26 protein-coding genes, 3 tRNA genes and 2 pseudogenes are annotated in these 24,788 nt (G+C 70.0%); 7 read left to right on the top strand and 24 right to left on the bottom strand.

Features of this window, described 5'->3' with window-relative positions:
• Positions 1-113: 113 nt before the first annotated feature.
• The 4 genes from rpmG to BJ964_RS13135 form a co-directional block, all read right to left on the bottom strand.
• Positions 114-281 carry a 50S ribosomal protein L33 gene (gene rpmG, locus BJ964_RS13150; RefSeq protein WP_014687739.1) on the bottom strand — a complete coding sequence of 56 codons (168 nt, stop codon included), beginning with the start codon at positions 279-281 and terminating at the stop codon, positions 114-116.
• A gap of 107 nt (positions 282-388) precedes the next feature.
• Positions 389-461, bottom strand: a tRNA-Met gene (locus tag BJ964_RS13145).
• 50 nt (positions 462-511) lie between these two features.
• Positions 512-584, bottom strand: a tRNA-Thr gene (locus BJ964_RS13140).
• Positions 585-679: 95 nt separating this feature from the next.
• Positions 680-3,208, bottom strand: a complete 2,529-nt coding sequence (locus tag BJ964_RS13135) for a putative bifunctional diguanylate cyclase/phosphodiesterase (RefSeq protein ID WP_188120941.1) — start codon at positions 3,206-3,208, stop codon at positions 680-682.
• Positions 3,209-3,667: 459 nt separating this feature from the next.
• Between BJ964_RS13135 and BJ964_RS13130 the strand changes: the two genes are divergently transcribed.
• Entirely contained in the window at positions 3,668-3,994 is a 327-nt protein-coding gene (locus BJ964_RS13130; protein ID WP_188120940.1) for a hypothetical protein, read from the top strand.
• Between the two features lies 1 nt (position 3,995).
• Here BJ964_RS13130 and BJ964_RS13125 read toward each other — a convergent pair whose 3' ends face one another.
• Genes BJ964_RS13125 through BJ964_RS13115 form a run of 3 tightly spaced genes read right to left on the bottom strand, consistent with a single transcriptional unit; the run spans position 3,996 to position 5,988 of the window.
• Positions 3,996-4,799 carry a sulfurtransferase gene (locus BJ964_RS13125; protein ID WP_188120939.1) on the bottom strand — a complete coding sequence of 268 codons (804 nt, stop codon included), beginning with the start codon at positions 4,797-4,799 and terminating at the stop codon, positions 3,996-3,998.
• 18 nt (positions 4,800-4,817) lie between these two features.
• Positions 4,818-5,453, bottom strand: coding sequence for a LysE family translocator (locus BJ964_RS13120; protein ID WP_188120938.1), 636 nt, complete (start codon positions 5,451-5,453; stop codon positions 4,818-4,820).
• Positions 5,454-5,496: 43 nt separating this feature from the next.
• Positions 5,497-5,988 (bottom strand): YajQ family cyclic di-GMP-binding protein, encoded by a 492-nt coding sequence (locus BJ964_RS13115; protein WP_188120937.1) that lies wholly within the window; start codon positions 5,986-5,988, stop codon positions 5,497-5,499.
• A 148-nt stretch (positions 5,989-6,136) separates the two neighbouring features.
• Here BJ964_RS13115 and BJ964_RS13110 point away from each other — a divergent pair.
• The 5 genes from BJ964_RS13110 to BJ964_RS13090 all read left to right on the top strand — a co-directional run bounded on the left by BJ964_RS13110 (position 6,137) and on the right by BJ964_RS13090 (position 8,429).
• Positions 6,137-6,217, top strand: a tRNA-Tyr gene (locus BJ964_RS13110).
• Positions 6,218-6,751: 534 nt separating this feature from the next.
• Positions 6,752-7,048, top strand: a complete 297-nt coding sequence (locus BJ964_RS13105; RefSeq protein ID WP_188120936.1) for a hypothetical protein — start codon at positions 6,752-6,754, stop codon at positions 7,046-7,048.
• A complete protein-coding gene (locus BJ964_RS13100) occupies positions 7,045-7,377 on the top strand; it encodes a WXG100 family type VII secretion target (RefSeq protein ID WP_188120935.1) in 333 nt (110 codons plus the stop codon). The genes BJ964_RS13105 and BJ964_RS13100 overlap by 4 nt, the downstream gene beginning before the upstream one ends.
• Before the next feature lie 22 nt (positions 7,378-7,399).
• Positions 7,400-8,119 carry a hypothetical protein gene (locus tag BJ964_RS13095; protein WP_188120934.1) on the top strand — a complete coding sequence of 240 codons (720 nt, stop codon included), beginning with the start codon at positions 7,400-7,402 and terminating at the stop codon, positions 8,117-8,119.
• A gap of 1 nt (position 8,120) precedes the next feature.
• Positions 8,121-8,429: a hypothetical protein gene (locus BJ964_RS13090; protein ID WP_188120933.1), complete on the top strand. Its 309-nt coding sequence runs from the start codon at positions 8,121-8,123 to the stop codon at positions 8,427-8,429.
• Positions 8,430-8,645: 216 nt separating this feature from the next.
• Here BJ964_RS13090 and BJ964_RS13085 read toward each other — a convergent pair.
• Positions 8,646-9,539 (bottom strand): annotated as a pseudogene (locus BJ964_RS13085) (IS5 family transposase); the annotation flags it as partial.
• Between the two features lie 156 nt (positions 9,540-9,695).
• Between BJ964_RS13085 and BJ964_RS13080 the strand changes: the two are divergent.
• The gene (locus BJ964_RS13080) at positions 9,696-10,016 is read left to right on the top strand and encodes an AAA family ATPase (protein ID WP_188120932.1); all 321 of its coding nucleotides are present in this window, start codon (positions 9,696-9,698) and stop codon (positions 10,014-10,016) included.
• On the opposite strand, the pseudogene BJ964_RS47915 reads toward BJ964_RS13080, so the two are convergent.
• From BJ964_RS47915 to BJ964_RS13005, 16 genes and pseudogenes are all read right to left on the bottom strand, one after another.
• Positions 9,934-10,275 (bottom strand): annotated as a pseudogene (locus BJ964_RS47915) (integrase); the annotation flags it as partial. The gene BJ964_RS13080 and the pseudogene BJ964_RS47915 sit on opposite strands and share 83 nt — an antisense overlap.
• A gap of 25 nt (positions 10,276-10,300) precedes the next feature.
• Entirely contained in the window at positions 10,301-11,260 is a 960-nt protein-coding gene (locus BJ964_RS13075) for a hypothetical protein (protein WP_188120931.1), read from the bottom strand.
• Between the two features lie 231 nt (positions 11,261-11,491).
• On the bottom strand, positions 11,492-12,166 hold the full coding sequence (locus BJ964_RS13070; protein WP_188120930.1) for an MOSC domain-containing protein: 675 nt from the start codon (positions 12,164-12,166) through the stop codon (positions 11,492-11,494).
• Positions 12,163-13,005: a GNAT family N-acetyltransferase gene (locus BJ964_RS13065; RefSeq protein ID WP_188120929.1), complete on the bottom strand. Its 843-nt coding sequence runs from the start codon at positions 13,003-13,005 to the stop codon at positions 12,163-12,165. Before BJ964_RS13065 ends, BJ964_RS13070 begins: the two co-directional genes overlap by 4 nt.
• The gene (locus BJ964_RS13060; protein ID WP_188120928.1) at positions 13,002-14,021 is read right to left on the bottom strand and encodes an LLM class flavin-dependent oxidoreductase; all 1,020 of its coding nucleotides are present in this window, start codon (positions 14,019-14,021) and stop codon (positions 13,002-13,004) included. Before BJ964_RS13060 ends, BJ964_RS13065 begins: the two co-directional genes overlap by 4 nt.
• Positions 14,022-14,028: 7 nt before the next feature.
• Positions 14,029-14,442, bottom strand: coding sequence for a DUF1707 SHOCT-like domain-containing protein (locus BJ964_RS13055; RefSeq protein ID WP_188120927.1), 414 nt, complete (start codon positions 14,440-14,442; stop codon positions 14,029-14,031).
• A 71-nt stretch (positions 14,443-14,513) separates the two neighbouring features.
• Positions 14,514-15,770 (bottom strand): MFS transporter, encoded by a 1,257-nt coding sequence (locus tag BJ964_RS13050; protein ID WP_188120926.1) that lies wholly within the window; start codon positions 15,768-15,770, stop codon positions 14,514-14,516.
• A 101-nt stretch (positions 15,771-15,871) separates the two neighbouring features.
• A complete protein-coding gene (gene htpX, locus BJ964_RS13045; RefSeq protein WP_188120925.1) occupies positions 15,872-16,741 on the bottom strand; it encodes a zinc metalloprotease HtpX in 870 nt (289 codons plus the stop codon).
• A gap of 103 nt (positions 16,742-16,844) precedes the next feature.
• Positions 16,845-18,251, bottom strand: a complete 1,407-nt coding sequence (locus tag BJ964_RS13040) for an NADH-quinone oxidoreductase subunit N (RefSeq protein ID WP_188120924.1) — start codon at positions 18,249-18,251, stop codon at positions 16,845-16,847.
• Positions 18,248-19,768 carry a complex I subunit 4 family protein gene (locus BJ964_RS13035; RefSeq protein ID WP_188120923.1) on the bottom strand — a complete coding sequence of 507 codons (1,521 nt, stop codon included), beginning with the start codon at positions 19,766-19,768 and terminating at the stop codon, positions 18,248-18,250. The genes BJ964_RS13040 and BJ964_RS13035 overlap by 4 nt, the downstream gene beginning before the upstream one ends.
• Position 19,769: 1 nt before the next feature.
• The gene (locus tag BJ964_RS13030) at positions 19,770-21,677 is read right to left on the bottom strand and encodes an NADH-quinone oxidoreductase subunit 5 family protein (protein WP_188120922.1); all 1,908 of its coding nucleotides are present in this window, start codon (positions 21,675-21,677) and stop codon (positions 19,770-19,772) included.
• Complete coding sequence (gene nuoK / locus BJ964_RS13025) at positions 21,674-22,000, bottom strand: NADH-quinone oxidoreductase subunit NuoK (RefSeq protein WP_188120921.1); 327 nt, start codon at positions 21,998-22,000, stop codon at positions 21,674-21,676. Before nuoK ends, BJ964_RS13030 begins: the two co-directional genes overlap by 4 nt.
• Positions 22,000-22,515 carry an NADH-quinone oxidoreductase subunit J family protein gene (locus BJ964_RS13020; RefSeq protein WP_188120920.1) on the bottom strand — a complete coding sequence of 172 codons (516 nt, stop codon included), beginning with the start codon at positions 22,513-22,515 and terminating at the stop codon, positions 22,000-22,002. The genes nuoK and BJ964_RS13020 overlap by 1 nt, the downstream gene beginning before the upstream one ends.
• Positions 22,512-23,117 (bottom strand): NuoI/complex I 23 kDa subunit family protein, encoded by a 606-nt coding sequence (locus BJ964_RS13015; RefSeq protein WP_188120919.1) that lies wholly within the window; start codon positions 23,115-23,117, stop codon positions 22,512-22,514. The genes BJ964_RS13020 and BJ964_RS13015 overlap by 4 nt, the downstream gene beginning before the upstream one ends.
• Positions 23,118-23,179: 62 nt before the next feature.
• Positions 23,180-24,124 carry an NADH-quinone oxidoreductase subunit NuoH gene (gene nuoH / locus BJ964_RS13010; protein ID WP_188120918.1) on the bottom strand — a complete coding sequence of 315 codons (945 nt, stop codon included), beginning with the start codon at positions 24,122-24,124 and terminating at the stop codon, positions 23,180-23,182.
• Complete coding sequence (locus BJ964_RS13005) at positions 24,124-24,744, bottom strand: NADH-quinone oxidoreductase subunit C (protein WP_188120917.1); 621 nt, start codon at positions 24,742-24,744, stop codon at positions 24,124-24,126. Before BJ964_RS13005 ends, nuoH begins: the two co-directional genes overlap by 1 nt.
• Positions 24,745-24,788: the final 44 nt, after the last annotated feature.

The following is a 24,788-nucleotide window of genomic DNA, read 5'->3' as shown; positions in this document are numbered from 1 at the left end:
ATCCCAGAAATAGCACTGTCAGTGCAAAAATATCGAGGATGCTGCGGAAACAGCACTGCGCCGCCCGGAGTGACTCCGGGCGGCGCAGTGTGAAGATCAGATGTTGCGAGAGATCAACGGGTCTCGCGGTGCAGGGTGTGCTTCCCGTCGCGCGGGCAGAACTTCTTCAGCTCGACGCGGTCCGGGTCGTTACGCCGGTTCTTCTTGGTGATGTAGTTCCGGTCCTTGCACTCCGTGCACGCCAGGGTGATCTTCGGACGGACGTCGGTCGCCTTGGCCACGGCGGGGTGCCTTCCTGCTAACGGATTTCTTACTGACGACGAACCAGCGTAGACGCTCGGTCAGCCGCTTCGCAAAGTGGGGCCCCGGTTGGGGCACCACAGAAGAGTAGCGATGGCCGGACTTGAACCGGCGACACAACGATTATGAGTCGTTTGCTCTACCGACTGAGCTACACCGCCGAGCCAGGCTCATCAGTTCAGCGCCTGGCGAGGCGGAACGAACCCGGTAGAGCCCCCTTACGGAATCGAACCGTAGACCTTCTCCTTACCATGGAGACGCTCTGCCGACTGAGCTAAGGGGGCTTGCTGCTTGCGATCTCTCGCTCGCTGCTGGAGTAAGACTACACGGCCTGTCGGCGGGGGTGAAATCAGTATCCCCATTACCGGGAATCGCCTGGTCAGATGACTGCTCGAAGCCGGCGGACCTCACCGGTGGGAGTGGACTCCGGCTCGGTCTGAGCGCTCAGCCAGGCCTCCAGACGCTCGAACGGCAGGGGCCGGCTGAACAGATAGCCCTGACCGATCTCGCAGCCCATCTCCTCGAGCAGCTCCAGGGTCAGTTCGCTCTCCACACCCTCGGCGACCACGGTGAGGCCGAACTCCCGGGACAGGCCGATCACCGCGCGGACGATCGCGAGGTCACCCGAATCGGTGGCCATGCCCTGGACGAAACTGTCGTCGATCTTCACCTCGTGGACCGGCCACTGGCGCAGATAGGCCAGCGACGAGGCGCCCGTCCCGAAGTCGTCGACACTGAGGCGCACCCCCAGGTCGCGCAGCCGGTAGAGGGACGGCAGGACCCGCTCGATGTCGCCCAGCATGCCCGGCTCGGACACCTCGAAGGTGACCAGGCCGGGATCCACCCCGTGCTCCTCCAGCAGGTCCCGGACCAGCTCCGGGAAGTGCGAGTCGAGCAGGGTGCGGGCGGAGAGGTTGACCGCGATGGCGAGCGGCCGCTCCGCGTCGGTCCAGGCCCGGCAGCGGCGCAGGCCGGCGACGAGCACCACCTCGGTGAGGCGGGCCAGCTGGCCGGTGTGCTCGGCGACCGCCACGAAGTCCTCCGGGGCGACCTCGCCGTGCGCCGGGTGCACCCAGCGGGCCAGGCACTCGACGCCCAGCACGTGCCGGTCGGCGAGCGTCACCTTGGGCTGGAAGTAGACCTCCAGCTGCTCGTTGTCGAGGGCCCGGCGCAGGTCCGCGGCGATGCCCAGGCGACGGACCGCACGGGACTCCAGGGCCGGATGGAAGGGCTGCACGCCGTACGGAAGGACCTTGGCCGCGTTGGCGGCCAGCTCGGCCCGCTGGAGCAGGGTCTCCGGGTCGCTGCCGTGGTCGGGATAGATCGAGACGCCGACCGCCGTGTTCACGTCCAGGGTGAGCGAGCCCACCGCCATCGGGCCGCGCAGGCGCTCCCGCATCCGGGTGGCGATCTCGATCGTGGCGTCGATGCTCGCGGCCCGCAGGGTGACCACGAACTCGTCCCCACCGATCCGGCCGACCAGCGCTCCCGGGTCGGCGATACCGCGGATCCGGTCGGCGGCCTCGACGAGCAGTTTGTCGCCGGCCGCATGGCCCATCGACTCGTTCACGTTCCGCTGGCCGTCGACGTCGAACAGCATGATCGCGACGACCTCGTCCTCGGCGCGGACCTTGACCGACTCGGCGAGCGCGTCGATCACCCGGCGCCGGTTGGGCAGGCCGGTCAGCCGATCGTGGTACGCGTCGTAGCGCAGCCGGTCGACCAGCCGCGAATTCTCCACCGCGACCGCGGCGTGCGCGGCGATCGTCTCAAGCACCTGCACGTCGGCTTCCCGGAAGGTACGGTTGTCGCCGACCCGGTTGACGACCTCCAGCGTGCCGATGATGGCCTGACCCGAGCGCAACGGGATGACCAGGGCGTCCTTGACCTTCGCCGACCGCAGGCAGGGCCGCAGGTCCTCGGTCTCGGCGAAGCGGGCGCCGACACCGACCGCCGACTTCATCTCGACCGCCCGCTGGCGGACCTCCTCCGGTATGGGTGCGATGTCCAGCAGGCCGCGGTGCTCGACCCGGGCGGTCAGCAGCACCTCCGGGTGCCGGCCCTGCGGGGCGAGCCAGAGCGTCGCGAACTCCGACTGCATCAGCGAGCGCACCCGGCCCAGCAGCACGTCAGGCAGACCGCTGCGGCCGCTCTCGTCCCGGACCGCCTGGGTCAGCTCGTAGACCTCGGCCAGGGTCCGGTGGCGGCGGAAGAACTCCGCGTACGACCGGAGGACCATCACCAGGGCGGCGACCAGGATGGCGAGCAGGATGGCGGACCAGGCGGTCGCCTCGAGCGCGACCAGGAAGATGAGGCCGACCACGATGTTGATGCCGTCGACGGTCATCGCCGAGAAGCCGGCGCGCAGCGCGTCCCGGCCGGTGCGCGGGCTCTGCACGAGCGTGAACACACCGGCGAGGCTGAGGAGCTCGACCAGATAGCTGAGGCCGACCGCGGCGGCCAGGATGGCCCAGGTGCGCGGGCCCGCGTCCTCGATGGGCGCGAAGGAGGCGATCAGCAGCAGGGCCGCGCAGTTGCCGGCGGCCGATTTGGCGACGTTGAAGGAGAGTTTCGTGACCGGATAGTTCGCCCGGTAGTGGTGCACCAGATTGGCGCCGCTCACCACCAGGACCACCATCACCGGTGGGAGGTAGAACAGTGCCAGGACGAGCGGCACGTCGGTCACCGCGACCGTGAAACTGCTGCGCCAGATGACGACGTTGAAAACGTCCCGATAGGCGATCAGGTACGCGATGAAGAACGCGAGGCCGGCCGGCCAAGCGCTATACCACCCAGGCTCCGCCACCCAGAAGCCCGCCGTGCAAACGAGGGCGAACACCACCAGCGGCCACGTGATCAACCACGCCCGCTGCGCGCCACCATGCCGGACCGGGGACCGCTCGACCATCGAGAATCCTCTCTAGCCGATCGGCCCCTAGTCCGTCAACGTGTCTGACCCATCAGGCCCAGTCAAGCGCCGGGTTGCTCTGAACCTGGACCGCGCTGGTCGCCTCATCAGCTGTCGATGCCCCAACGGTGACGCCACCGAAGACAACGGCAAGCACAAAAACCAAGCCAGCGAAGCGGCCCAGCTTTTTTGCAGACATAGTCCTGCTCCTCGAGTCGGGGAATCGCATCAGGGTGGGGGTCACATGATGGTGCCACACCAGTTGTGCGACAGGCAGCGTTCAGCGGCGGGTCGTGGCGACGCTCCGGTAAATCCTGGCCGAACGGCTGAACAGACCCTCACGCCTACTGCTGAAGAATTGACGGCTTTATAGCCCATTTAGGCGGAGAAGTGAGGCAAACTCGCACTCGGGCGTCAAGGCTGCTTGACGTCAAGACAGCCTGACGAAAGACTGCCTTCATGGCCTCCCCCGACGAACTGGAACGGCGGCACACACTAACCACGGCGACCGATCGTTACGACGCCCTCCGGATGCGCGACGCCCTCGCCGCCATGGACCCGGACAACGAAACCGCCCTATCCCCCGACGAGACCCTCGAGATGCTCGCGCTCAGCGAGGTGATCATTCGTAAGGCGGGGTACGGGCGGCAGGCGATGGTCCGCTCCGCCCGGGCCGCCGGCGCCTCCTGGACCCGGATCGGCGCCGCCCTCGGCACCAGCAAGCAGGCCGCCTGGGAGTCACACCAACGGTGGATCGACGACCAGGCCGGCGTCGACCGGGCCTGAATCAGTCCCCGGTGGCGGCGGGACGATCGGTGTGGGAGTACTGCGACCAGGAACCCGGGAAGAGACGGCCGGCGCCCAGACCGGCATGCTCCAGGGCGATCAGGTTGTGGCAGGCGGTCACACCGGAGCCGCAGTAGGAGATGACGTCACCCGAGCCGTCCACACCCACCGCGGCGAACCGCTCGCGCAACGCCACCACCGGCAGGAAACGGCCCTCCGCGTCGACATTGTCCCGGCAGGGCAGACTGCGGGCGCCCGGGATGTGACCCGCACGCGGATCCACCGGCTCGGCATCGCCACGGAACCGGGAACGGTCCCGCGCGTCCAGCACCACGCCGGGCGCCGCCACCGTCTCCTCCAGCGAGGCCAGCCGGTCGGCGGGCCACGGTTGGGCGGTGAACGTCGCGGCGGGGCGCCGCGGAACCTCGGTGGTCAACTCGCCCCGGTAGGCGGTCAGGCCCCCGTCCAGCAGTGCGGCGTCGTGCCCGATCGACCGGAGCAGCCACACCAGCCGGGCCGCCACGACCCCGCCGGCGTCGTCGTACCCAATCACTTGATCTTGATCGCCGATCCCGGCCGCCGCCATCGCAGCCGCGAAAGTCTCCGGATCCGGAAGCGGATGCCGGCCCTCGGCCGGCGACGCGTGCCGGGCCAGCGCGGTGTCCAGATCGATGAAGACCGCGCCCGGCAGATGGCCGCGCTCGTAGGCCTCCCGGCCGGAACGGCCGTCCAGATACCACCGCACGTCGGCCAGGACCACACGGTGATCCCGCAGCCAGGACTCGTCCACTACCGGGTCGATCACGTCCCCACCGGACTTTCTCTACTGGCTGGACAATCCCAGCCGCAAGCCGAAACCGAGCAGGACCGCGCCGGTTCCGGCGTCGACGGTACGCCGGACGGCGCGCCGGGCCAGGAAGCCACGCGCCGCCTGAGCGCCCATGATGATGACGGCGAACCAGAGCAGGCCCTCCACGTCGTGCACCAGGGCCAGCAGCAGACCGGTCGCCAGCGGGTCGGCACCCTCCGGCACGAACTGCGGGATGACCGCCAGATAGAAGGCGCCCACCTTCGGGTTCAGCAGGTTGGTCAGGAAACCCCGGCCGAAAGTGCTCCAGAACGTCGGAACCGTCCTCGCCGTCCCGGCCTCCGCGATGCGATCGCCATGGCGCAACGCGGCGGCGATCATCCGCACCCCGAGGAAGATCATGTACGCGGCACCGGCCACCCGAAGGATCGTGTAGCCCACACTCGACGCCGCCAACAGCGCGGACGCGCCCACCGCGGCGGCCGCACCCCAGGCCAGCGCCCCCGCACCGATACCCAGTGCGGTCGCGAACGCCGGACCCCGGCCCATCGTGACCGCGGCCCGCAGAACCAGCGCGGTGTCCAGGCCGGGAGTAATCGTCAACAGCGCGCCGAGCAGGGCGAACGAGAGAACGGCGTCGGTCAGGTCCATGCCAGCGATTCTCGGCCCGGACCCCGCTCGGCGGCCACTGAGATCAGCGGTAGTTCGTGAACTGCAACGCGACGCCGAAGTCCTCCTGCTTCAGCAGAGCGATGACCGCCTGCAGATCGTCCCGCTTCTTACCGGTCACCCGAAGCTGGTCACCCTGGATCTGGGCCTGCACACCCTTCGGGCCCTCGTCCCGGATCTTCTTGCTGATCGCCTTGGCCTTCTCGGTCTCGATGCCCTCGACCACCTTGAGGTCGATCTTGAAGGTCTTGCCGGACTGGCGCGGCTCACCGGCGTCCAGGCTCTTCAGCGAGATGTTCCGCTTCACCAGCTTCTCCTTGAAGACATCGAGCGCGGCGGTCGCCCGCTCCTCCGTCTCCGAGGTGATCGTGAACGCCTCCCCCGACTTGGCGAGACCAGTCCCGGTGCCCCGGAAGTCGAACCGGGTGCCGAGCTCCTTCTCCGCCTGGTTGAAAGCGTTGTCGACCTCCTGCCGGTCGACCTTGCTGACGATGTCGAACGACGGGTTGGCTGCCATGATCAGACTCCTGCGGCTGGATTCTTGTCGATGCTTACAGCGGACCCCCGGAGAGCCCGCGACATGCCGACCGTACCCGGTTGTTGAACCTGTCCGCGGTACGGCTATTGTTGTGTCCGCTGCCGCGGGAAGCCGCGGTGGTAGCCCAGGCGGGTTGCCCGAGCGGCCAATGGGAGCGGACTGTAAATCCGTCGCGAAAGCTACAGAGGTTCGAATCCTCTACCCGCCACAGGCTAGGGAAACGGCCCCGGTACCAGCGGAAACGCTGACCGGGGCCGTTCTCGTTGTGATCTAGCGAGTCCGGCAAGATCCGGCCGTCTACGACCCTCCACGGGAACATGACGGGAACACGCGGAGATCCTTAGAGGCCATTCCTGCCCCTCTCCTGACCGCCCGCCGAGACGATCCGCACCGGCGGCCGACCGTCATCGAACACCCCACAGACATAGGACGGGTACGGCGGCAGGCTGGCCCAGCCTCATGGACGCAAGCCGGACCGCCAACGCGGGGGCCGGCCCCGCGGGAATCACTCGAACGGGACCACCCTGACCTGCCCGAGACCCCTGCGTACCTCGATCTTGACCAGGCACAACTCTCTTCCGAAGCCTGCGGCCGGTTGAACCGAAACCGAGTGCGGCCGGTATATGAGAACAACGCCGGTCGCATCGATGGCGGCCACGGGTCTCAACTTGCCTGACCAAGTTGGTAGCCCTCGGATCCAGGTAGTCACCGGAGGACGGCTGTGGACAGTCCGAGACTCGATATGCAGCGCAGCGCCGGCAAGCTGGCGATCTTCCTTGCCGGGATCTATCTGCTGGTGCTGTTCGGCGTCGTGGTCTCCACTGCCTCGGGCAGCCCCATTCCGCTCATCGGCTGGCCGATCCTGCTCCTACCGGCGGCCGCGTTCACCTACTCGATCATCGACGCGGTCAAACTGCACCGGAGCAGCGACATCGCCGAGACCACGCGGCTCTGGCGGCGAAGCCTGCTCCTCGCGGTCGTCGGAACGGGCCTGATGGTCCTGGCGGTCGTCATCACAAACAGGATCACGCCGCTATGACCTTCCGAGTTGATCCCTTCCAGGTGCGGGAGTACGCGCGCAAGCTCGGCGACGTGGAACGCGTCGCCGAAGAGGCCGACCGGTACGTCTCGGCCCACGGCAGCTTCACGATCCTCGACCAAGGGCTGATCGGCTTCGTCGCTCCCGGCCATCGGCAGCTGATGGGCCAGCTACATGACCTCTTCGCCCGGCTCGGGGATCTCGGCGCCGGCTCGCAGGCAGCCCTGCGGAGTGCCGCCGACACCTACGTGAACACCGACGAGCGCTCGGCGGCCGAACTGGACGCGTCTTATCCACCGGTACACCGTGACCCGCTGTTCCGCGGCTGATCGCCGATGAGAGGACAGGAAGATGAGTGATCCGGGCGCCAACCTCGTCCCACCTGGTTTGCCGGACGAGAGCTTGAGCAATGGGTTCCTGAACCCGATCGACCTCTTGAACTACGTCAGCCCGACGGCATGGATCAACAAGGGCATCGAAGCGGCTACCGGCTTCGACGTCATCGGCTCGTTCATGGAAGCGGTCAGCGGGGATTGGGAAGCGGTCTGGAAGTTCGGTGAGGCGATGGGCCACCTCGCAGACTGCATGGCCGAACTCGGCATCGATGTTCAGCAGGGAATGCTCCAGGTCGACGACAGCTGGGACGGCAACGCCGCCGATGCCGCATACCTCTACTTCTCCAACCTCGCCGCCGGCATCAGTGGGTCCCAGCACGACTTCCGCCAGATCGAGGATGACTACCAAAAGGCGGCACTCGGTGCGTGGCAGTTGGCCAACCAGCTCGGCAACATCCTCCAGGCAATCGTCGATGCCTGGCTGATCGGCCTTGCCGCTGCGGGCGCCGGGGCGGCTCTATCAGCTACCGGGGCCGGAGCAGTCGCGGGCTACGCCGTCGCCGGCGTACAGGCGGTTCGGATAGTCAAGCTCATCAACGATGCCTCGCTCAAAATCAACTCTGGCGGAACCGCCATCATGGCCATCTTCGCTGTGCCCATGACCATCGCCTACCGCAGCGGCGACTTGTCCGACATCAAGCTTCCCGCCGCTGCGTACACCACCCCAGGGGCATGAGTTGAGTGACGATCCCGTAGACCAGGAACTCGAGCGGATGGCCGGAAGCCGCGAGGCCGCCGAGGAAGTGAAGCGGACTCTGGTCACTCTGCGAGACGGCAGCGCCGGCCCCGAACTGGCTGAGATGGCCCGGGACGTACTCGAAGGGCGGATCAGCTTCCGGGACGTCGCGCGCAGCTCCGCCTACGCTGAACCACTGCTGAAAGCCCAAGAAGCCTTTCTACGATGGCGGTCGCAGGTCGACGAGGAAGAGCAAGCCCGGCTCGTGACGGAGACGCAAAAACGCCTCTACGGCGATCAGGACCTCTGAGCCGAGAGTCCGGTAAGCCCGCGCCTGGTCGCCGAATACGACAGCAGCTGCTCATCGAGGAGGGCTTGGTGGTCAGCGAATCCCGCTCCAAGCGCACGGTGAACGCGCCCAACCAGCGGCAGCGCACCGAGGTCCGCACCACAACGCCGCACGTGATCCTGATCGGTGGCTACGCCGGAAGCGGCAAGAGCGAGCTAAGGCCGTGTTTCGTAAGGGTCGAAGCCATTGATTGATGGCGGCGATGGTGACGGTGGCTTCGTAGCGGACGGCGAGTTTGTCGTAGCGGGTGGCCATCGCCCGGTGCTGTTTGAGCTGGTTGATACCGCATTCCACGGCATGACGCAGCCGGTACTCCTGCGGGTCGAAGGCGGGTGGCCGTCCGCCTTTGGACCCCTTGGCCTTGCGGTTGGCGTCCTGGTCCTTCTTGCTCGGGATGCACACCCGGATCTTGCGTCGGCGGGCGTACCCGCGGTTACCCCGACTGGTGTACGCCTTGTCCGCCAGCAGCAGGTCCGGGCGGGTCCGCGGCCGGCCGCCGCCGACCCGGTAGACCTTGATCCGCTCCAGCACCGTGACCAGCTGCGGGCTGTCGCCGCGCTGCCCGGCGGTGATCACCAGTGAGAGCGTCTTGCGGCCCTGTTCGCAGGCCAGATGCGTCTTGGTGGTGAACCCGCCCCGGGAGCGTCCCAACCCGTGATCGTCGGGTTCGGTCTGTACGCCACCCGGCGGTTCCCTCTGCAGATGACCATCGCGGCGAGCGCCCGCGGCGTGCTGGTGAGCCCGGCTGATGGTCGAGTCGACACTCACCTTCCAGTCGATGCGTCCCTCGGCATCAGCCTCGGCTTGCAGCCCGGCCAAGACCTTCGCCCAGGTGCCGTCGCGCTGCCAGCGTCGGAACCAGCGATACAACGTCTGCCAGGGCGCGTACGCCTCAGGCACGTCCCGCCACGGCGTCCCGGTCCGGATCCGCCACCGGATCCCGTCGATGACATCTCTGCTGGCCCATCTGCGCGGCCGCCCACGACCTGTTTCCGCAGGCAGCAGCGGCTGCAACGCCGCCCACTGCGAGTCGGTCAAGTCGAAGCGCCTCGCTGCCGCTACGCTCGGCACGAGGTCTCCGGAAGGTCTTCGGTTTGCTTGGTCGCTAACCGATCTACCGGAGACCTCAACCTTTATCGATCACCGCCACGCCGCGACCGCACCACAACACGAACCGTTACGAAACACGGCCTAGGCCGCATCCTCACCCGCGAGACCGGGTGGCCGATGATCGACAAGGACACGATCACGCGGCCGGTCGTCGAAGCCGCGTTGGAGATGATCGGCCACTCCCCCAACGACCGGGAGTCCGAGCAGTACATGACCCTCATCCGCCCACGCGAGTACGAGGCGCTGATGGCGACGATGGTCGAGAACGTCGAGTGCGGAAACAGCGTGATCGCTACCGCGCCGTTCATCCGGGAGTACACCGACACGGCTTGGATCAACCGCGCCCGCGAGCGGTTCAGCGCGCTAAACGCCACGCTTTCGCTGGTCTGGGTGCACTGCGACGTGGCCGTAGATTGCACTTCGCGTACACCCGCATAAGGACGTGGACGCTGTGCCCGGCCCACTCGGCGACCTGGGTCGCGGGGACGCCCGCGTTCAGCCAGAGCGACACGGCGGCGTGCCGCAGGTCGTACGGGCGCTTCGCCATCGGGGACCGGAGTTGCACGGGCGTGAGGGTGGCCTCGCGGGCATCGCGCCACGCCTTGCCGTAGGAGTTGCTCGGGATGGGCTGACCGAGCGTCGGCACGTAGCGACCGCCGGGGCCGCGCCGAGTGACGACGCCTGTCCCCGAAGCGCCTCTGGTCACACTTGCGGGATCACCGTCATACCTCAGCAGCGCCAGCCACCGCACTCAGTGCATCCAAGCTGGTGCGGTACCACTTTCCCCACTTGCCGAAAGCGTGCAGATCGCTGCCCCGGCAGGTGTAACGAAGCCGTTGCGCTTCGATGCCGTTGGGCAGAACGATGCGGCACTGCCCGCCGACGCGGCGCACACCGTCTCTGTCGATTCGCAGCAGAGTCACGGCGTCGTACTCTGAGCCGAATCCCCCTAGCTGCGCACGGTCTGCGCCACTGACCAGCATGCTGTGTGCGAACTGGTAGGGAGACGCTCCCCAGTCCGTGACCTTGTCACCTGACACCGACTGGATGTGGAAGTCGGTGTAAGGGCAAAAATGGGCAGTTTCGCCCTGAAGGTTGAGGGTGTAGCAGTCGGAGATGTAGGGAAGCCCGGCACCTCGCGGGTAGAGCCAGTCGACGGTCAGGTCTTGGTTGAACCGGGCAAGGCCATGTCCCTCCGGCCCGGCTCCGCCCAGCGCACCCTCGTCGAAGTAGCCGGCCCATACCTTGCCCGACGGCGTCGTCTGGAGTTCCTCGATGGCATCACCAAGGTGGCCCCTACGCTCCAAACCGCCGTCGCGCGTCCACACCTCGCCGTTGGGCGCGCCACGCCGAGCGCGAGCCGCCACCAGCACGACCCGCCCTTCCGGCAGCGGTTGCACGAACGACACGCGAAGGTCCGTCTCCACATCGATCGCACCAGCAACTTCCTTCCCACCGAAGTGCCAGGTCACCTGCTTGCGGCGGGACTCCTCTCGGTGCCGCCAAACGGCAAAGGCCGTGCCATCAGGCCCAACTCCGACCGCCTCAGGCTCGCCCTCCATCGCCGCACGGTCCAACGGCGTCAGAAACCCATGGTGTTCGAGCGGCACGACCGGCAGCTTCAAGACCTCCAGCCGCCGCTCAAGGTCAGCCCGATCACGTTCGGCCTGTGTTTTCCTCATCGACAACATCCTCCGCCACCCGGCAACCGGGTTTCAGCGCTCTGTCGTCTCACCCACCGGCAGCCGCTACGGGGCCTGTTGTTGCATCCGTGTCGGCGTACCGACTATCAGGGCCGTTTGAGCTGGTCAGAGGCAGATGATCGGCACACGGTGAATCCGACACGAAAGCTACAGAGGTTCGAAACGGCCCCGGAGACGCGGGTCCGGGGCCGTTCTCGGTTCCGGGGTCCGTCAGGAGGGTGAGGGGGTCAGGCGCTTTTCGATCTCGGCTCGGAGATCGGGGGGCAGGGCTTCGGCCACCAGGAGGCGGGACAGGTTTTCCGGGGTGTGCATGTAGATGTCGAAGGCCTCGGCGAGGGTCAGGCCGTGGGTGGGGCGGTGGATCACCTCGATGGGGGCGCCCGGGTGGATTTCGCCCTCCTGGAGGATGCGGAGGTAGGCGCCGGTGCGGTTGGAGTCGGCGAAGCGCTTGATCCAGCGGGGCTCGGCCATGCGGTGCTGGAAAGTGGAGCACGGGATGCGGCCGAAGGTGGTCTCCAGGATCACCGTGTCGCCTACTCGCCACTGTTCGCCCAGTACGGCGTTGTAGAGGTCCAGGCCCTGGGTGGTCAGGTTCTCGCCGAACAGGCCGGGGGCCAGGTCTCGGGACAGCTCTGCGGACCACCAGGCGTAGTCCTCCACGGCGTACGCGTACACCGCCTGGTCGTCGCCGCCGTGATGTTGGATGTCGCCGATGAAGTCGCCCACCACGCCGCTGTGCAGGCCGGTGGTCTTCGGGCCGGGGCGGCGGACCGTTATCGGGTGGTCCACCGGGCGCTTGCCTATGCCGGTCCGGCCGGAGTCCTTCTTCGCCGGGTTGGGTTCGGAGCCGCCGACGTTCAGGGAGAGGACGATGCCACTGGTCATGGGGAGAATTCCACCACCGCTCGGTCTTCTGTCGGCCGGTAGCCCAGCCTGGGATAGAGGGCGTTGCTGGCCGGGTTCGCCAGGTCGGTGAAGAGGACCACCTCGGTGGCTCCGGCGTCCAGCGCATATCGGGTCGCCTCGGTGGTGGCGGCGGCGCCGTAGCCGTGCCGGCGATGCGGTGGTGGGGTGTAGACGAACTGGATGCGGGTCATGCCGGCCTCGGGGCGGGAGCGGGCGGCCATCGACACCGGGGTTCCGTCGCGTTCCCACAGGGTGACACCGCGGGACTCGATGCGGTCGTCGACCAGGGCGGTGAGGTCGGGGGGCTGCTCGCCGATGTAGTCGTGGAAGGCCTGGAACCAGTCCAGCAACAGTGGACGGTCGGCGGCGGTCGCGAGGCGGGCGGTGCCGGGTGGGAACTCGGCCGGTGGGGTGAGTCGCTCCAGGCGGAACAGGCGGGTTCGGCGGCCGAGGCGGGCCGTGCCGCCCACCAGGGACGTCCAGGCCTCGATGAAGGCGGGGACGGCCTCGGCCGGCAGGTTCACCGCGGTCAGCGGGGTGGTGGCCAGGGCCTCGGCCGCTGCGGGGACGGCCTCGGGTGGTGTCCCGGTGAGGGTGAGCGGGTAGGGCGGGGTCCGCACCAGGGCGCCGGACACCTCCCCGGACGGGGTCGTCCACCAGCCCAGGATCGGATCGCTTTCCCCGTACGCGTGCGGGCCCTTGAAGCGCAACGCGGCGACCACCGTGAGAAGGACGGTGTGCCGGACCGGCGACGAGCTGAGGAATGTGCCCGCCGTGGCGGCGAAGGTCTCCACGTCGGAGGTCAGGTGCCAGGTCATCCGGCGACCGGGCCCCAGGCCTTGGCGATCCGGGCCAGGCTGTCGACGCGGGTGGCCGGGTCGTGAACCGCTCCGGCCAGGATCAGTTCGTCGGCGCCGGTCCGGGCGACCAGCGTGTCGAGGCCGGAGACGACCTCCTCGACGGTGCCCGCGTACTGGGTGCCGGGCAGCGACTCGAGCACGGCGCGGTCCAGGTCGGACAGTTCGCGTTCGGCCGCCGCCTCCGGGGAGATCATCGGGCCGAGCCGGCCGGTGCGCAGGCTGAGGGCCATCACCCGGCTGGGACCGGCCAGGAAGCGGGCCTCCTCGCCTGTTTCTGCCGCCAGCACGGAGGCACTGACCATCACCCACGGCCGGGGGTGGCGCGGCGACGGCTGGAACCCGTTGCGGTAGAGGCGGAGGGCGCCGTCGACGTCCGAGCTCGCGGCGAAGTGGTACGCGTAGCAGAACGGCAGCCCGAGCGCGGCCGCCACCTGGGCCCCATAGGTCGACGAGCCGAGCATCCACACCTCGGGGAAGCTCTCCGCGGCGGGCGTGGCGGTGAGCCGCTCGGTCGGCACCCGCTCGTCGCCGAGCAGACCCAGCAGGGTGCGCAGATGCTCCGGGAACTGCTCGACCGTCAGGTAGGGCGAGACCCCGCGCAGGGCCGCCGCGGTCGCCTGGTCGGTGCCGGGCGCGCGGCCGATGCCCAGGTCGACCCGGCCCGGGTAGAGCGCCTCCAGCAGGGCGAACTGCTCGGCCACCACGAACGGCATGTGGTTGGGCAGCATCACGCCGCCGGAACCGACCCGGATCTGCCGGGTGTGCGCGGCCACGGCGCCGATCAGCACCGGCGGCGAGGTGGAGGCGACGGCCGGCATGTTGTGGTGCTCGGCGACCCAGAACCGGCGGTAGCCGAGTTCGTCGGCGGCCTTGGCGATCTCGATGGTGCCGCGCAGCGCGTCGGCGCTGCCGTGCCCTTCGCGGACCGTGGCCAGGTCGAGCACGGAGAGCGGAACGCGGGTCGGTGCGGTCATGCGGGACTCAGTCTCCCCGTTTCTGATTGCGGATCACTTGCACTCCGACGGTCACCGCACCGAGCGCGACACCCGGAACCAGCAGCCAGATCGGCCACGGGTAGACGAACTCGGTGATCGAGACCGCGACCAGGGCGTAGATCACCACGTTGACCGCGGCGAGAGCACCCCAGATGGTCCAGAGAACGAGCAGAGCGGTCGGCAGGCGACGGGCGGCCTTCCGCGCCTGCGCGCGCACCTCGGTGGCGCTGAGGCCGGGGCGCGGCAGATCCTCGACGAGCACGAGCAGCTCCGCGTACGTGCGGGCGGCGTAGGCGGCGCCGATGCGCTCGTCGTACTCGTGCAGGGAGAGGCGGCCCACGTCGAGCGCGGCCTTCAGCTGGTCGGCGATCTGCTGGCGGTCCGAATCCGCCGCTCGCATGCTCTCGACCTCTTTGGACACAGCCGCCCCCCTCGCCACACCAAGCCTGTCGCCAGGCTATCGCGCGACGCTCACACCGGTTCGGCGGCGAGTCGCTCGGTGGCGTGCCGGTCGGCGCGGGCCATCGACCCTTCGGGGATCGCTGCGACCCCGGCGGCGAGCAGCAGAACCACCGCGGCGAACACGAACGACCAGGGCAGACCGCCCGGCTGGTCGACGATCGCACCGGCCACGGCGCCGCCGGCCGCGCTGCCGCCGACCGAGACGGTGATCATCCAGGTGTACGCCTCGTTCATCATCCCGGCCGGGGCGATCCGGCCGACCAGGCTGTTCTCCACGGTCAGGGCGGGCGCGACAGTGGCGCCGCCGAAGACCAGGGCCGTGCCCAGCCAGAGCGGGCTCGGCATCAACGCCAGCAGCAGGAAGCTCATCGACACGGCGGCCAGCAGCCAGGCGAACTGGCGGGACAGGGCCATCGCCGGGCGGCGGGTGCCGAACCAGATGCCGCCGATCGCGCTGCCGATGCCCCAGACGCCGAGCAGCACCCCGCCGAGGGACTCGCCGCCGCCGTGCTGTGCGGCGTACGCCGGGAGGATCACGCCGGCCGCCCCGAACGCGACGCCGAGCGCGCCGACGCACAGCAGCAGCGCCGGGAAACCGCCGGTCCGCAGCGGGCCCAGGCCCTTCGCGGCGGCCTCCGGATCGTGGCCGCCGCGGTGCCGCATCACCGGGAGGCGGGCGATCCACGCCGTACCGGCGAGGGTGGCGACGGCGGCGCTGATCAGCGCCGCCTCGGGCTGCCCGGAGATCACCATGAGGACCGCCACCAGCATCGGGCCGAGCACGAAGACCAGCTCGAACAGCGAGGTCTCGGCGGCGATGGCGGCCGAGCGCAGCTGGTGCCGGCCGGTGCCGGGTGACGTCATGTCGGTCCAGGCGCGGCGGATCGCCGCGGTCAGCGGCGGGTAGGTGGCGCCGGCTGCCGCCGAGGCCACGAAGATCCACTCCAGGGCGCCGGCGCCGCCCCGGCTGGCCAGCAGCAGGGCGGCCAGCGCCAGCGGGTGCAGGATCGCGGTGGTCAGCAGGATCGGGGCCGGGCCGATCCGGTCGGCGAGGCGGCCGGCGAACGGGCTGACCGCGGCGCCGGCCAGCGCGTAGACGCCACCGGCGAGACCGGCCGCCGCATACCGTCCGGTGGCCTGCTCGACGAGCAGGAGCAGGGCCAGCGGGGTCATCCCGATACCGAGGCGGGCCAGGATGCCGACCAGCAGAAGGACCTTCGCGCCCGGTAGGTGCCATACGCCAAGGTACTGACGCAATGCGGTCACGAGCTGGCCTCCGACTGCCGACGGTAACGAGCGAAACGAGTTTCGAGGCTAACGTCGGCGGTCGGTCGACAGACCTGAAAGATCGGCCGTTGTCGCGCGCGTCACCAGTGACGGGTCAGCGCGGCCTGCTCCTGGAGGCGGCGGATCCGCTCGGCCATCGGCGGGTGGGTGGAGAACAGCCCGGCGATCCCGCCACCGGAGAACGGGTTGGCGATCATCAGGTGGGCGGCGCTGGTCAGCTGTCCCCCGGCCGGCAGGGGCGCGCGGGCCGTACCGTAATGGATCTTCTCGAGGGCGCTCGCGAGAGCGAGCGGGTCACCGGTGAGCGCGGCCCCGGAGGCGTCCGCCTCGAACTCCCGGTTCCGGCTGATCGCCAGTTGGATGATCGACGCGGCCAGCGGGCCCAGGATCATCATCAGCAGCAGGCCGGCCGGGTTCGGGCTGTCGTCGTCGTCCGAGCCGCCGAGCGGCAGGAAGATCGCCAGGTTGGCCAGCATCGTGACGATCCCGGCCAGGCCGGCGGCGACGCTGGAGATCAGGATGTCGCGGTTGTAGACGTGCGACAGCTCGTGCCCGATGACACCGCGCAGCTCACGCGGCTCCAGCAGGTTCAGGATGCCGACGGTCACCGCGACCGCGGCGTGCTCCGGGTCGCGGCCGGTCGCGAACGCGTTGGGCTGGAGCGCCGGCGAGACGTAGAGGCGGGGCATCGGCTGGCCCGCCTCGGTGGCCAGCTCCCGGACGATCCGGTAGAGGCCGGGCAGCTCCGCCTCGGTCACCGGGCGTGCGCCCATGGCCCGCAGGGCGATCCGGTCGGAGTAGAAGTAGCTGACGGCATTCGTCGCCAGCGAGATCATCACGGCGATGACGAGGCCGGCGCTGCCGCCCAGCCAGTAGCCCACAGCGAGGATCAGGCTGGTGAGCAGTCCGAGCAGGGCGGCGGTCTTGAGGCCGTTGTGGTGGCTGTGCAACGTTCACTCCTTCGGCTGGCGAACTTGTGGCCCGCACTCCAGAGAACAACGTTGACCAGGGCGTTCATCCGTGTAGACGCTGTGAGTTCGCTGAACCCGGTTCTCAGAAGGCGCCAAGAAGCAACTGCGGGGCGAAGCCGAGAACGACGGCCACGATCGTGGTGGCGACCAGCGCGGCGGCCACCGGGCGGGCCACCGGACGGGCCACCGGAGCGCCGGGGGCGTAGAGCAGGGCGCCGACCCGTACGTAGTAGGCCAGGGCGATCACCGCGTTGACCACGACCACCCCGGCCAGCCAGATCCAGCCCTCGGCCACCAGGGCCTCGACCACGGACACCTTGGCGAACAGGCCGGCCAGGCCCGGCGGGAGACCGGCCAGACCGGCCAGCGCCAGCACGAGAGCCGCGCCCAGCCACGGGTGCCGGCGGGCCGCGCCACGGAAGTCGTCGAGGGTGCCGCCGTCCGCCGCGGCCGGGCGCAACGCCACCACCACACCGAAGGCGATCAACTCCAGGACCATTAAGAACACGGCGTACGCCAGGGCCGCCGGAACACCGGGGGCGCCGAGAGCCAGGGCCGCCAGGATGTAGCCGGCCTGGGCCATCGACGACCAGGCGAGCAGCCGCACCATGCGGGTCTGGCGCAGCGCCACCAGGTTGCCGACGGTCATGGTCAGTACGGCCAGGACCGCGACCACGACGCTGGTGTCCAGCCGGGCGGCCACCGCGGCCAGGGCCAGCACACCACCCAGCTTGGAGGCGGTCGACAGGTACGCGGCGATCGGCACCGGGGCGCCGTCGTAGGTGGCCGGCGCCCAGGCGTGCAGCGGCACGGCGGCCACCTTGAAGGACAGGCCGATCACCAGCAGCGCGGCGCCGACCCCGGCCAGGGCGGCGAACGGGGCCGGGGCGGGACCCAGCAGGGCCAGGTGCACGGCGCCGGTGGCGGCGTAGTTGAGGGCGATCCCGAGCAGGGCGATCGCCGTCGAGATGACGCTGATCAGGAAGAACGTGACCGAGGCGGACGCCGCGTCGGTGGTGGTCCGCTCCCCGGGGGCGAACCTGCGGAGGCCGACCAGCACGTACAGCGGGAGGGTGAGGGTCTCCAGGCCGACGATCAGGGTGAGCAGGTCACCCGCGTAGGCGACGGTGACGCCGCCGGTCATCGAGCAGGCCAGCAGGAAGCAGAACTCGCCGGCCGGGGCGGTGCCGAGGCGCAGCGCGGGGACCGACAGGGCGAGGACCCCGGCGGTCAGGCCGGCGAACAGCGCGGCGGTCACCGCGGCCGGCCAGGACGGCACCCAGGAGCAGCCGCCCGGGACGCAGAAGGTGGGGTCCCACGGGCCCACGGCCAGGGCCGTCACCCCGGTGGCGAGGGCGCCGAGCAGGGTGGCCGTGATCGTCACCGCGCGCCTGCCGGCGAACAGGTCGGCGAGCAGGGCCAGGATCGCGGTGGCGGCCGCGGCGTACAGCGGCAGCAGGGCGACGTGGTCGACGGCCTGGCTGGTCACAGCTTCACTCCCAGCAGGTTGGCGAGCGGCTCGACGGTGTCGTTCAGGACCAGGGCCGGGACCACGCCGACGGCCAGTGTCAGCAGGATCAGCGGGGTCCAGGCCAGCCACTCGATCCGGGTGACGGCCGGGCTCGCCGCGGCCACCGCCGGGGTGGCCGGGCCGTGCGTCACCCGGCGCAGCAGGCGCAGGAAGTAGGCGGCGGTCAGGGCCCCGCCGACCGCGGCGATCGCCGCCAGGACGAGCCAGAACGGGCCGCCGCGCTTGACCGCGGCGACCACCGCGAACGCCTCGCCCCAGAACCCGGCCAGGCCGGGCAGGCCGAGCGAGGCGATGGCGGCGAAACCGAGCAGCCCGGCCAGGCGCGGGGCGGTCTCCCGGAGGCCGCCGATCAGGTCGAGGGAGCCCGTCCCGGTACGGTCCTTGATCGTCCCGGCGAGGAAGAACAGCAGGCCGGTGATCAGGCCGTGGGCGACGTTCCCGACCAGGGCGGCCTGGACGCCGGTGATCGACAGGGTGGCGATGCCGAGCAGCACGAAACCCATGTGGCCGACGCTGGAGTAGGCGATCAGGCGTTTCAGCTCGGTCTGGCGCAGGCAGATGAGCGCGCCGGCGACGATCGCGACCACGGCCAGGCCGCCGAGGACCGGCGAGGCCCAGGCGGCGCCCTCCGGGGTCGCGCCGACCCCGACCCGGATCATCCCGTACGTGCCCATCTTGAGCAGCACGCCGGCCAGGATCACCGAACCGACCGTGGGGGCCTCGGTGTGCGCGTCGGGCAGCCAGGTGTGCAGCGGCCAGAGCGGGGCCTTCACCGCGAACGCGAGGGCCAGCAGGACGAAGGCCACGTGCTGGGTGTCCTGGCTGAGTTCGGCGGCGGCGCTCAGGGTGACCAGGTCGCCGGTGCCGGCCGACGTCACCACGAGCAGCACGCCGAGCAGCAGCAGGACCGAGCCGGCCAGCGTGTAGAGGACGAACTTGCGGGCCGCCGCCCGGCGGTTCGGGCCGCCCCAACCGGCGATCACCGCGTACATCGGCAGGAGGACGACCTCGAAGAACAGGAAGAACAGGATCAGGTCCAGGGCCAGGAAGGTGCCGAGGACGCCGACCTCCAGAACCAGCAGGAGCGCGGCCAGGGCGCGGCCCTTCCGGTTGTACGCGCAGCAGAGCAGGGTGAGCAGCCCGGTCAGGACGATCAGGGGGTAGGAGATCCCGTCCACACCGAGGTGGAACTCCAGCCCGAGGGCGGGCACCCAGGGCAGGTTCACCTCGGCCCAGGGCAGCATCGGCGGGCCGTCGCCGGGCCCGTAGTCGAACCAGCCGTACTCGGTCGGGCGGACCAGGGCCGGCAGCACCGAGAGTACGAACGTGACGGCGGCGAAGCCGGTGGAGACGAGCCGGGCACGCCGGTCCGGGAGCAACGCGACGACGGCCGCGCCCACCGCCGGCACGAGAAGCAGGGCGAGAAGCAGGATCTGCCCGGCGAACCAGGCCGGTTCCACGTCGTAGCGGTACATGTCAGGCTCCCCACCAGGCGATGGCGCCGAGCAGCAGGGCGGCCGCGCAGACGGCGACCGCGGCGGCGGGCAGTGGCAGCCGGTGCGCTGCCTTGAGTGCGGCACCGGCACGTGACGTGCCGGTGCCGGTGGCCATGACGACGGCGTCCACGTCGTTCGTGTCGAACGCGGTTACCACGCGGGCGAGCGCCTTGACCGGGCGGACCACGAAACGGTCCTGGACCTCGTCGAGGCGGAACCCGGCGGCCAGGAGCGGCCCGGCACGGCCGAGGACGAGAGCCGGGTCGGCGCCGGGCGCCGCCCGCCAGAGCCACCACGCGGTCCCGGCGCCGGCCGCGAGCAGCAGCATCGGCAGGGCCACGGCCACGCCGAGGTGCGGATCCTCCAACTCCAGGGCGGTCCGGAAGCCGGGAGCGAAGGCGGCCAGCCCGAGCAGCGCGGCCGGGATCGCGAGCAGGATCAGCGGCCAGCGCATCAGCGCCGGCGGATCGTGCGGGGCGGCCGGGGTCCGGTGGGCGCCGTCGGCGAAACCGATCTCCCAGTCCGGGCCGTCCGGTCCGTACGCTCGGGAGACGCCGAAGAACGTGCGCAGCAGGAGGCGGGTCGCGTACCACGCGGTGAGGCCGACCGAGAGCATCGCGGCCAGCCAGACCATCCACGCGGCCCAGGCGGGCGCCGTCTCGCCGCCCTCGGTGGCGTGGGCGGCGGCGGTCAGCACGTTCTCCTTCGACCAGAAGCCGGAGAGCGGCGGCAGGCCGGCGAGCGCGCCCAGGCCGATCACGAACGACCAGAAGGTGACCGGCATGTGGGTGCGCAGGCCGCCCATCCGGGACATCAGGTTGGTGCCGACCGCGTGGATCACCGCGCCCGCCGCGAGGAACAGCAGCGCCTTGAACGCGGCGTGGGTGAGCAGGTGGAACAGGGCGGCGGCAGGCGAGCCGACGGCCAGGGCGCCGGTCATGTACCCGATCTGCGACACGGTCGACCAGGCCAGCACCCGTTTCAGGTCGTCCTGGGCCATCGCCGACAGCGCGCCGAGCAGGATGGTGATCGCGGCCAGCACGGCGAGGGTGGCCAGTGCGGCCGGGGACTGCCGGTAGAGCGGGTAGAGCCGGAACACCACGTAGACGCCGGCCGCGACCATGGTGGCGGCGTGGATCAGCGCGGAGATCGGGGTGGGGCCGGCCATCGCGTCCGGGAGCCAGGTGTGCAGCGGGAACTGGGCGCTCTTGCCGGCCACCCCGGCCAGGATCAGCAGCAGGGCGGCGGTCAGGGTGCCGGCCGGATGGTCGTGGGTGAGCACGTCGCCGAGGTAGGTGCTGTCGGCCTCGGCGATCAGGACGGCGATGCCGAGCAGGAAGCCGACGTCACCGACCCGGGTGACCAGGAAGGCCTTCACCGCGGCGGCCGGCGCCTCCGGCAGCCGCCGGTCGTGGCCGATCAGCAGGTAGGAGCAGGCGCCCATCACCTCCCAGCCGACCAGCATGAGGATCAGGTCGCTGCTGGCGACGACCAGCAGCATCGCGCCGGTGAAGAGGCTGACCTGCGCGGCGTAGGGCGCGTACCGGCGGTCGTCGTGCAGGTAGGCGATCGAGTAGATCTGGACGAACAGGGCGACCACCGTGACGGCGAGTGCCACATAACCGGCCGCGGCGTCGACGAAGGTGCCGAACCGCACCTCCAGATAGCCGAAGTTCGCCAGGGTGAGGCCGCTGTTCTGGGGGTCGTCCGCCGGGTCGAGGACCAGACGGACCGCGAGGAGGAGGGCCACCGCGGCGCCGGTGACACCGAGACCGGCGGCGAGCCGCCTCCGGGTCGCGCCACCGTCGCCCGGCGGCAGGACAAGACCGATCAAACCCACGATCAGGGGTACGAGGGGAAGCAGCGGCCCGGCAACGTCGATGCTCACCCGGCCACCCGCTCCTCGTCGCCGTCCAGCCGCACCTCGTCGACCACGACCGCCTTACGCATCCGGTAGAACTGGAGGACGATCGCCAGCCCGACGCCCACCTCGGCGGCGGCCAGCACGATCACGAACAGGGCCAGGACCCCACCGGTGCCGGGTGACGCCGACCGTAGCGAGACGTCCGCGGTGACCAGGATCAGGTTGACCGCGTTGAGCATCAGCTCGACGGCCATCAGCACCAGGATCGCGTTGCGCCTGCGGAGCACGCCGTAGACGCCCAGTCCGAACAGCAGGGCGGCCACCACGTACGGGATGACGACGTGCATCAGGCCTCCGGGGTGGGGCGGGCGCCGACGTCCGGCCGGGACAGGACGATCGCGCCGACCAGGGCGGACAGCAGCAGGATCGAGATCACCTCGAAGGGCAGCACCCAGGCGCCGAAGATCCGCTCGCCGACCCGCTCGGCGGTGCCCGGATCCACCTCCGGGTAGCGGACCCAGCGGAACGCGTCGGCGAACAGCACCGCCAGGCCGGCGCCGAGGCCGCCCCCGATCAGGACGGCCGGGAGGGCGGGCCGGTCCAGGTCGGCGGACGGGCCGATCGGGGCGCGGGTCAGCATCACCGCGAACAGCAGCAGCACCACGACCGCGCCGACGTAGACCAGGACCTGCACCCAGGCCACCAGTTCGGCGCCGAGGACCAGGTAGAGGCCGGCGATCGCGCCCAGGCTCACCACCAGGTAGAGGCCGGAGCGGACCAGGTGGGCGCTGGTGACGACGAGCGCGCCGGACCCGACAGCGACCGTGCCGAGGGCCAGCAGCAGCACGTCGGCGACGGTCACTTCCCGTCCTCCGTGGTTTCGGCGCGCGGTGGGCGTACCGTCGCCGGTCTTGCGGTCTTGGCGGCAGTGGCCGCGCCCGGGCCCGCGGCCTTGCGCGCCGCCGTGGCCTCCTCCTTGGACGGCTCGCCGAGCACGTCGTGGGCCGGCGGCGGGGGCACCGTGCGCATCCACTCCCCCAGCCGGGTCTTGTCGTGCAGCAGGGAGAGGACGTCGGTCTCCGCGTACTCGAACTCGGGGGTCCAGTGCAGCGCGTCGAACGGGCAGACCTCGATGCAGATCCCGCAGTACATGCAGAGGGAGAAGTCGATGTCGAACCGGTCCAGCACGTTGCGCTGGCGGGCGCGCGCGGCGCCCGGGACGACGACCTCCTCCTTGTGCGAGTCGATGTAGATGCACCAGTCGGGGCACTCGCGGGCGCAGAGCATGCAAACCGTGCAGTTCTCCTCGGACAGCGCGATCACGCCGCGGGAGCGCGGCGGCAGATCGGGTTGCACGTCCGGGTACTGCTGGGTGCCGGATCGCCGTGTCAGGGTCTTCAGCGTTACGGCGAGCCCGTCGAGCAGGCCCTTGCCGGGCACGTTGCGGTCGCCGTTCTCACTCACAAGGGAACATCCTGCCCGCTCGGCCAATTCGGCGCGACCTTGCCCCGGCGTTTCAGATCCTTTTAAAGCAGGGACTTCACCGCGACGGTCAGGACAAGCTGGGCGAGCGCGACGGGGACCAGGATCAGCCAGCAGAGGCGCTGCAACTGGTCCTCGCGCAGGCGGGGGTAGGTGACCCGGAACCAGATGATCACGAAGGAGAGGGCGGCGACCTTCAGCAGCGTCCACAGCCAGCCCAGCTGCTCCGCGAAGGGCCCGTGCCAGCCGCCCAGGAACAGGACCGTGGTGAGACCGGCGATCACCACGATGCCGACGTACTCCGCCAGCAGGAAGAACGCGAAGCGCAGCCCGGTGTACTCGGTCATGTAGCCGAAGACCAGCTCGGAGTCGGCGATCGGCATGTCGAAGGGTGGGCGCCGGATCTCGGCCAGCCCGGCGATGAAGAACACCAGCGCGGCCGGCGCCTGCCAGATCAGCCACCAGGGCCGCCAGGCCTCGACGATGCCGGGCAGGCTCAGCGTGCCGGCCGCCATCGCGACGCTCGCCGCGGCCAGGACCAGCGGCAGCTCGTAGCCGAGCAGCTGGGCGGCGCCGCGGACGCCGCCGAGCAGGCTGTACTTGTTCGCCGAGGCCCACGCGGACATCAGCACGGCCACCACGCCGATCCCGAGCACGGCCAGGACCAGGAACAACCCGATGTCCAAGCTCTGCGCGACCAGGTCCGGGCCGAGCGGCAAAGTCAAAATCACGATGAGGTACGGGAAAAGCGCCACGATCGGGGCCAGCCGGAACACGGTCCGATCCGCCTCGCGCGGAGTGATGTCCTCTTTCTGGACGAATTTCACCCCGTCGGCGACGAGCTGGGCCCAGCCGTGGAAGGCGCCGGCGTACATCGGGCCGACCCGTCCCTGCATGTGTGCCATCACCTTGTGCTCGGCCTGGCCGATGACCAGCGGCAGGACCAGGAAGGCGGCCATCACGGCGCCGACCCGGAGGAGGAGCTCCATCACGGCTTCTCCTCCTTCTCGCTCTTCTGCGGGCCCCACTCGTTCGGCGCGGGGACGCCGGGTGGGCGCATCGGGGCGCGCTTGGCCGTACCGCCCTCCGACTCGCCCGGCTCCTTGGCGCCCGGCCACGGCTTGGCCACCCGGGCGGCCAGCACGAACTCCTTGCGCAGCGGGTGCCCCTCGAACTCCGGGGGCAGCAGCAGCGGGCGCAGGCCGGGATGCCGGGCGAAGGAGATGCCGAACATCTCGTACGTCTCCCGCTCGTGCCACGCGGCGCCCGGATAGAGGTCCACCAGGGACTCCACCTCCGGATGCTCCCGCGGCACCCGGGTGCGCAGCAGCAGCCCGTGCCGGCGGCGGGTGGACCACAGGTGGGCCAGCACCGAGAAGCCGCCGTCCACCTCGTCCACGGCCGAGAGCCAGTCGAAGAAGTCACAGCCCAGCGCCCCGGCGTCGCGGGCGGTCTCGGCCGCGAACCACCACCGGGCGGCCGGCACGTCCACCACCGCACGGGCGTGGCCCGGGCCGCCGCCGGAGATTTCGGCCGTCACCGGGCCCGTCTCCGGATCGTCCGTCGCCAGCAGGGCGACCAGGCGCTCACCGACCTCTTCGGGCGTCATGCCGCTCATCCTATGATCCGGGCGGCTTCCGCAACCTTCCGCCG

This window comes from Actinoplanes lobatus, from assembly GCF_014205215.1.
Taxonomy (GTDB): domain Bacteria; phylum Actinomycetota; class Actinomycetes; order Mycobacteriales; family Micromonosporaceae; genus Actinoplanes; species Actinoplanes lobatus.
The sequence above is the reverse complement of the archived record's forward strand: the minus strand, read 5'-3'. Positions and strand labels throughout refer to the sequence as shown.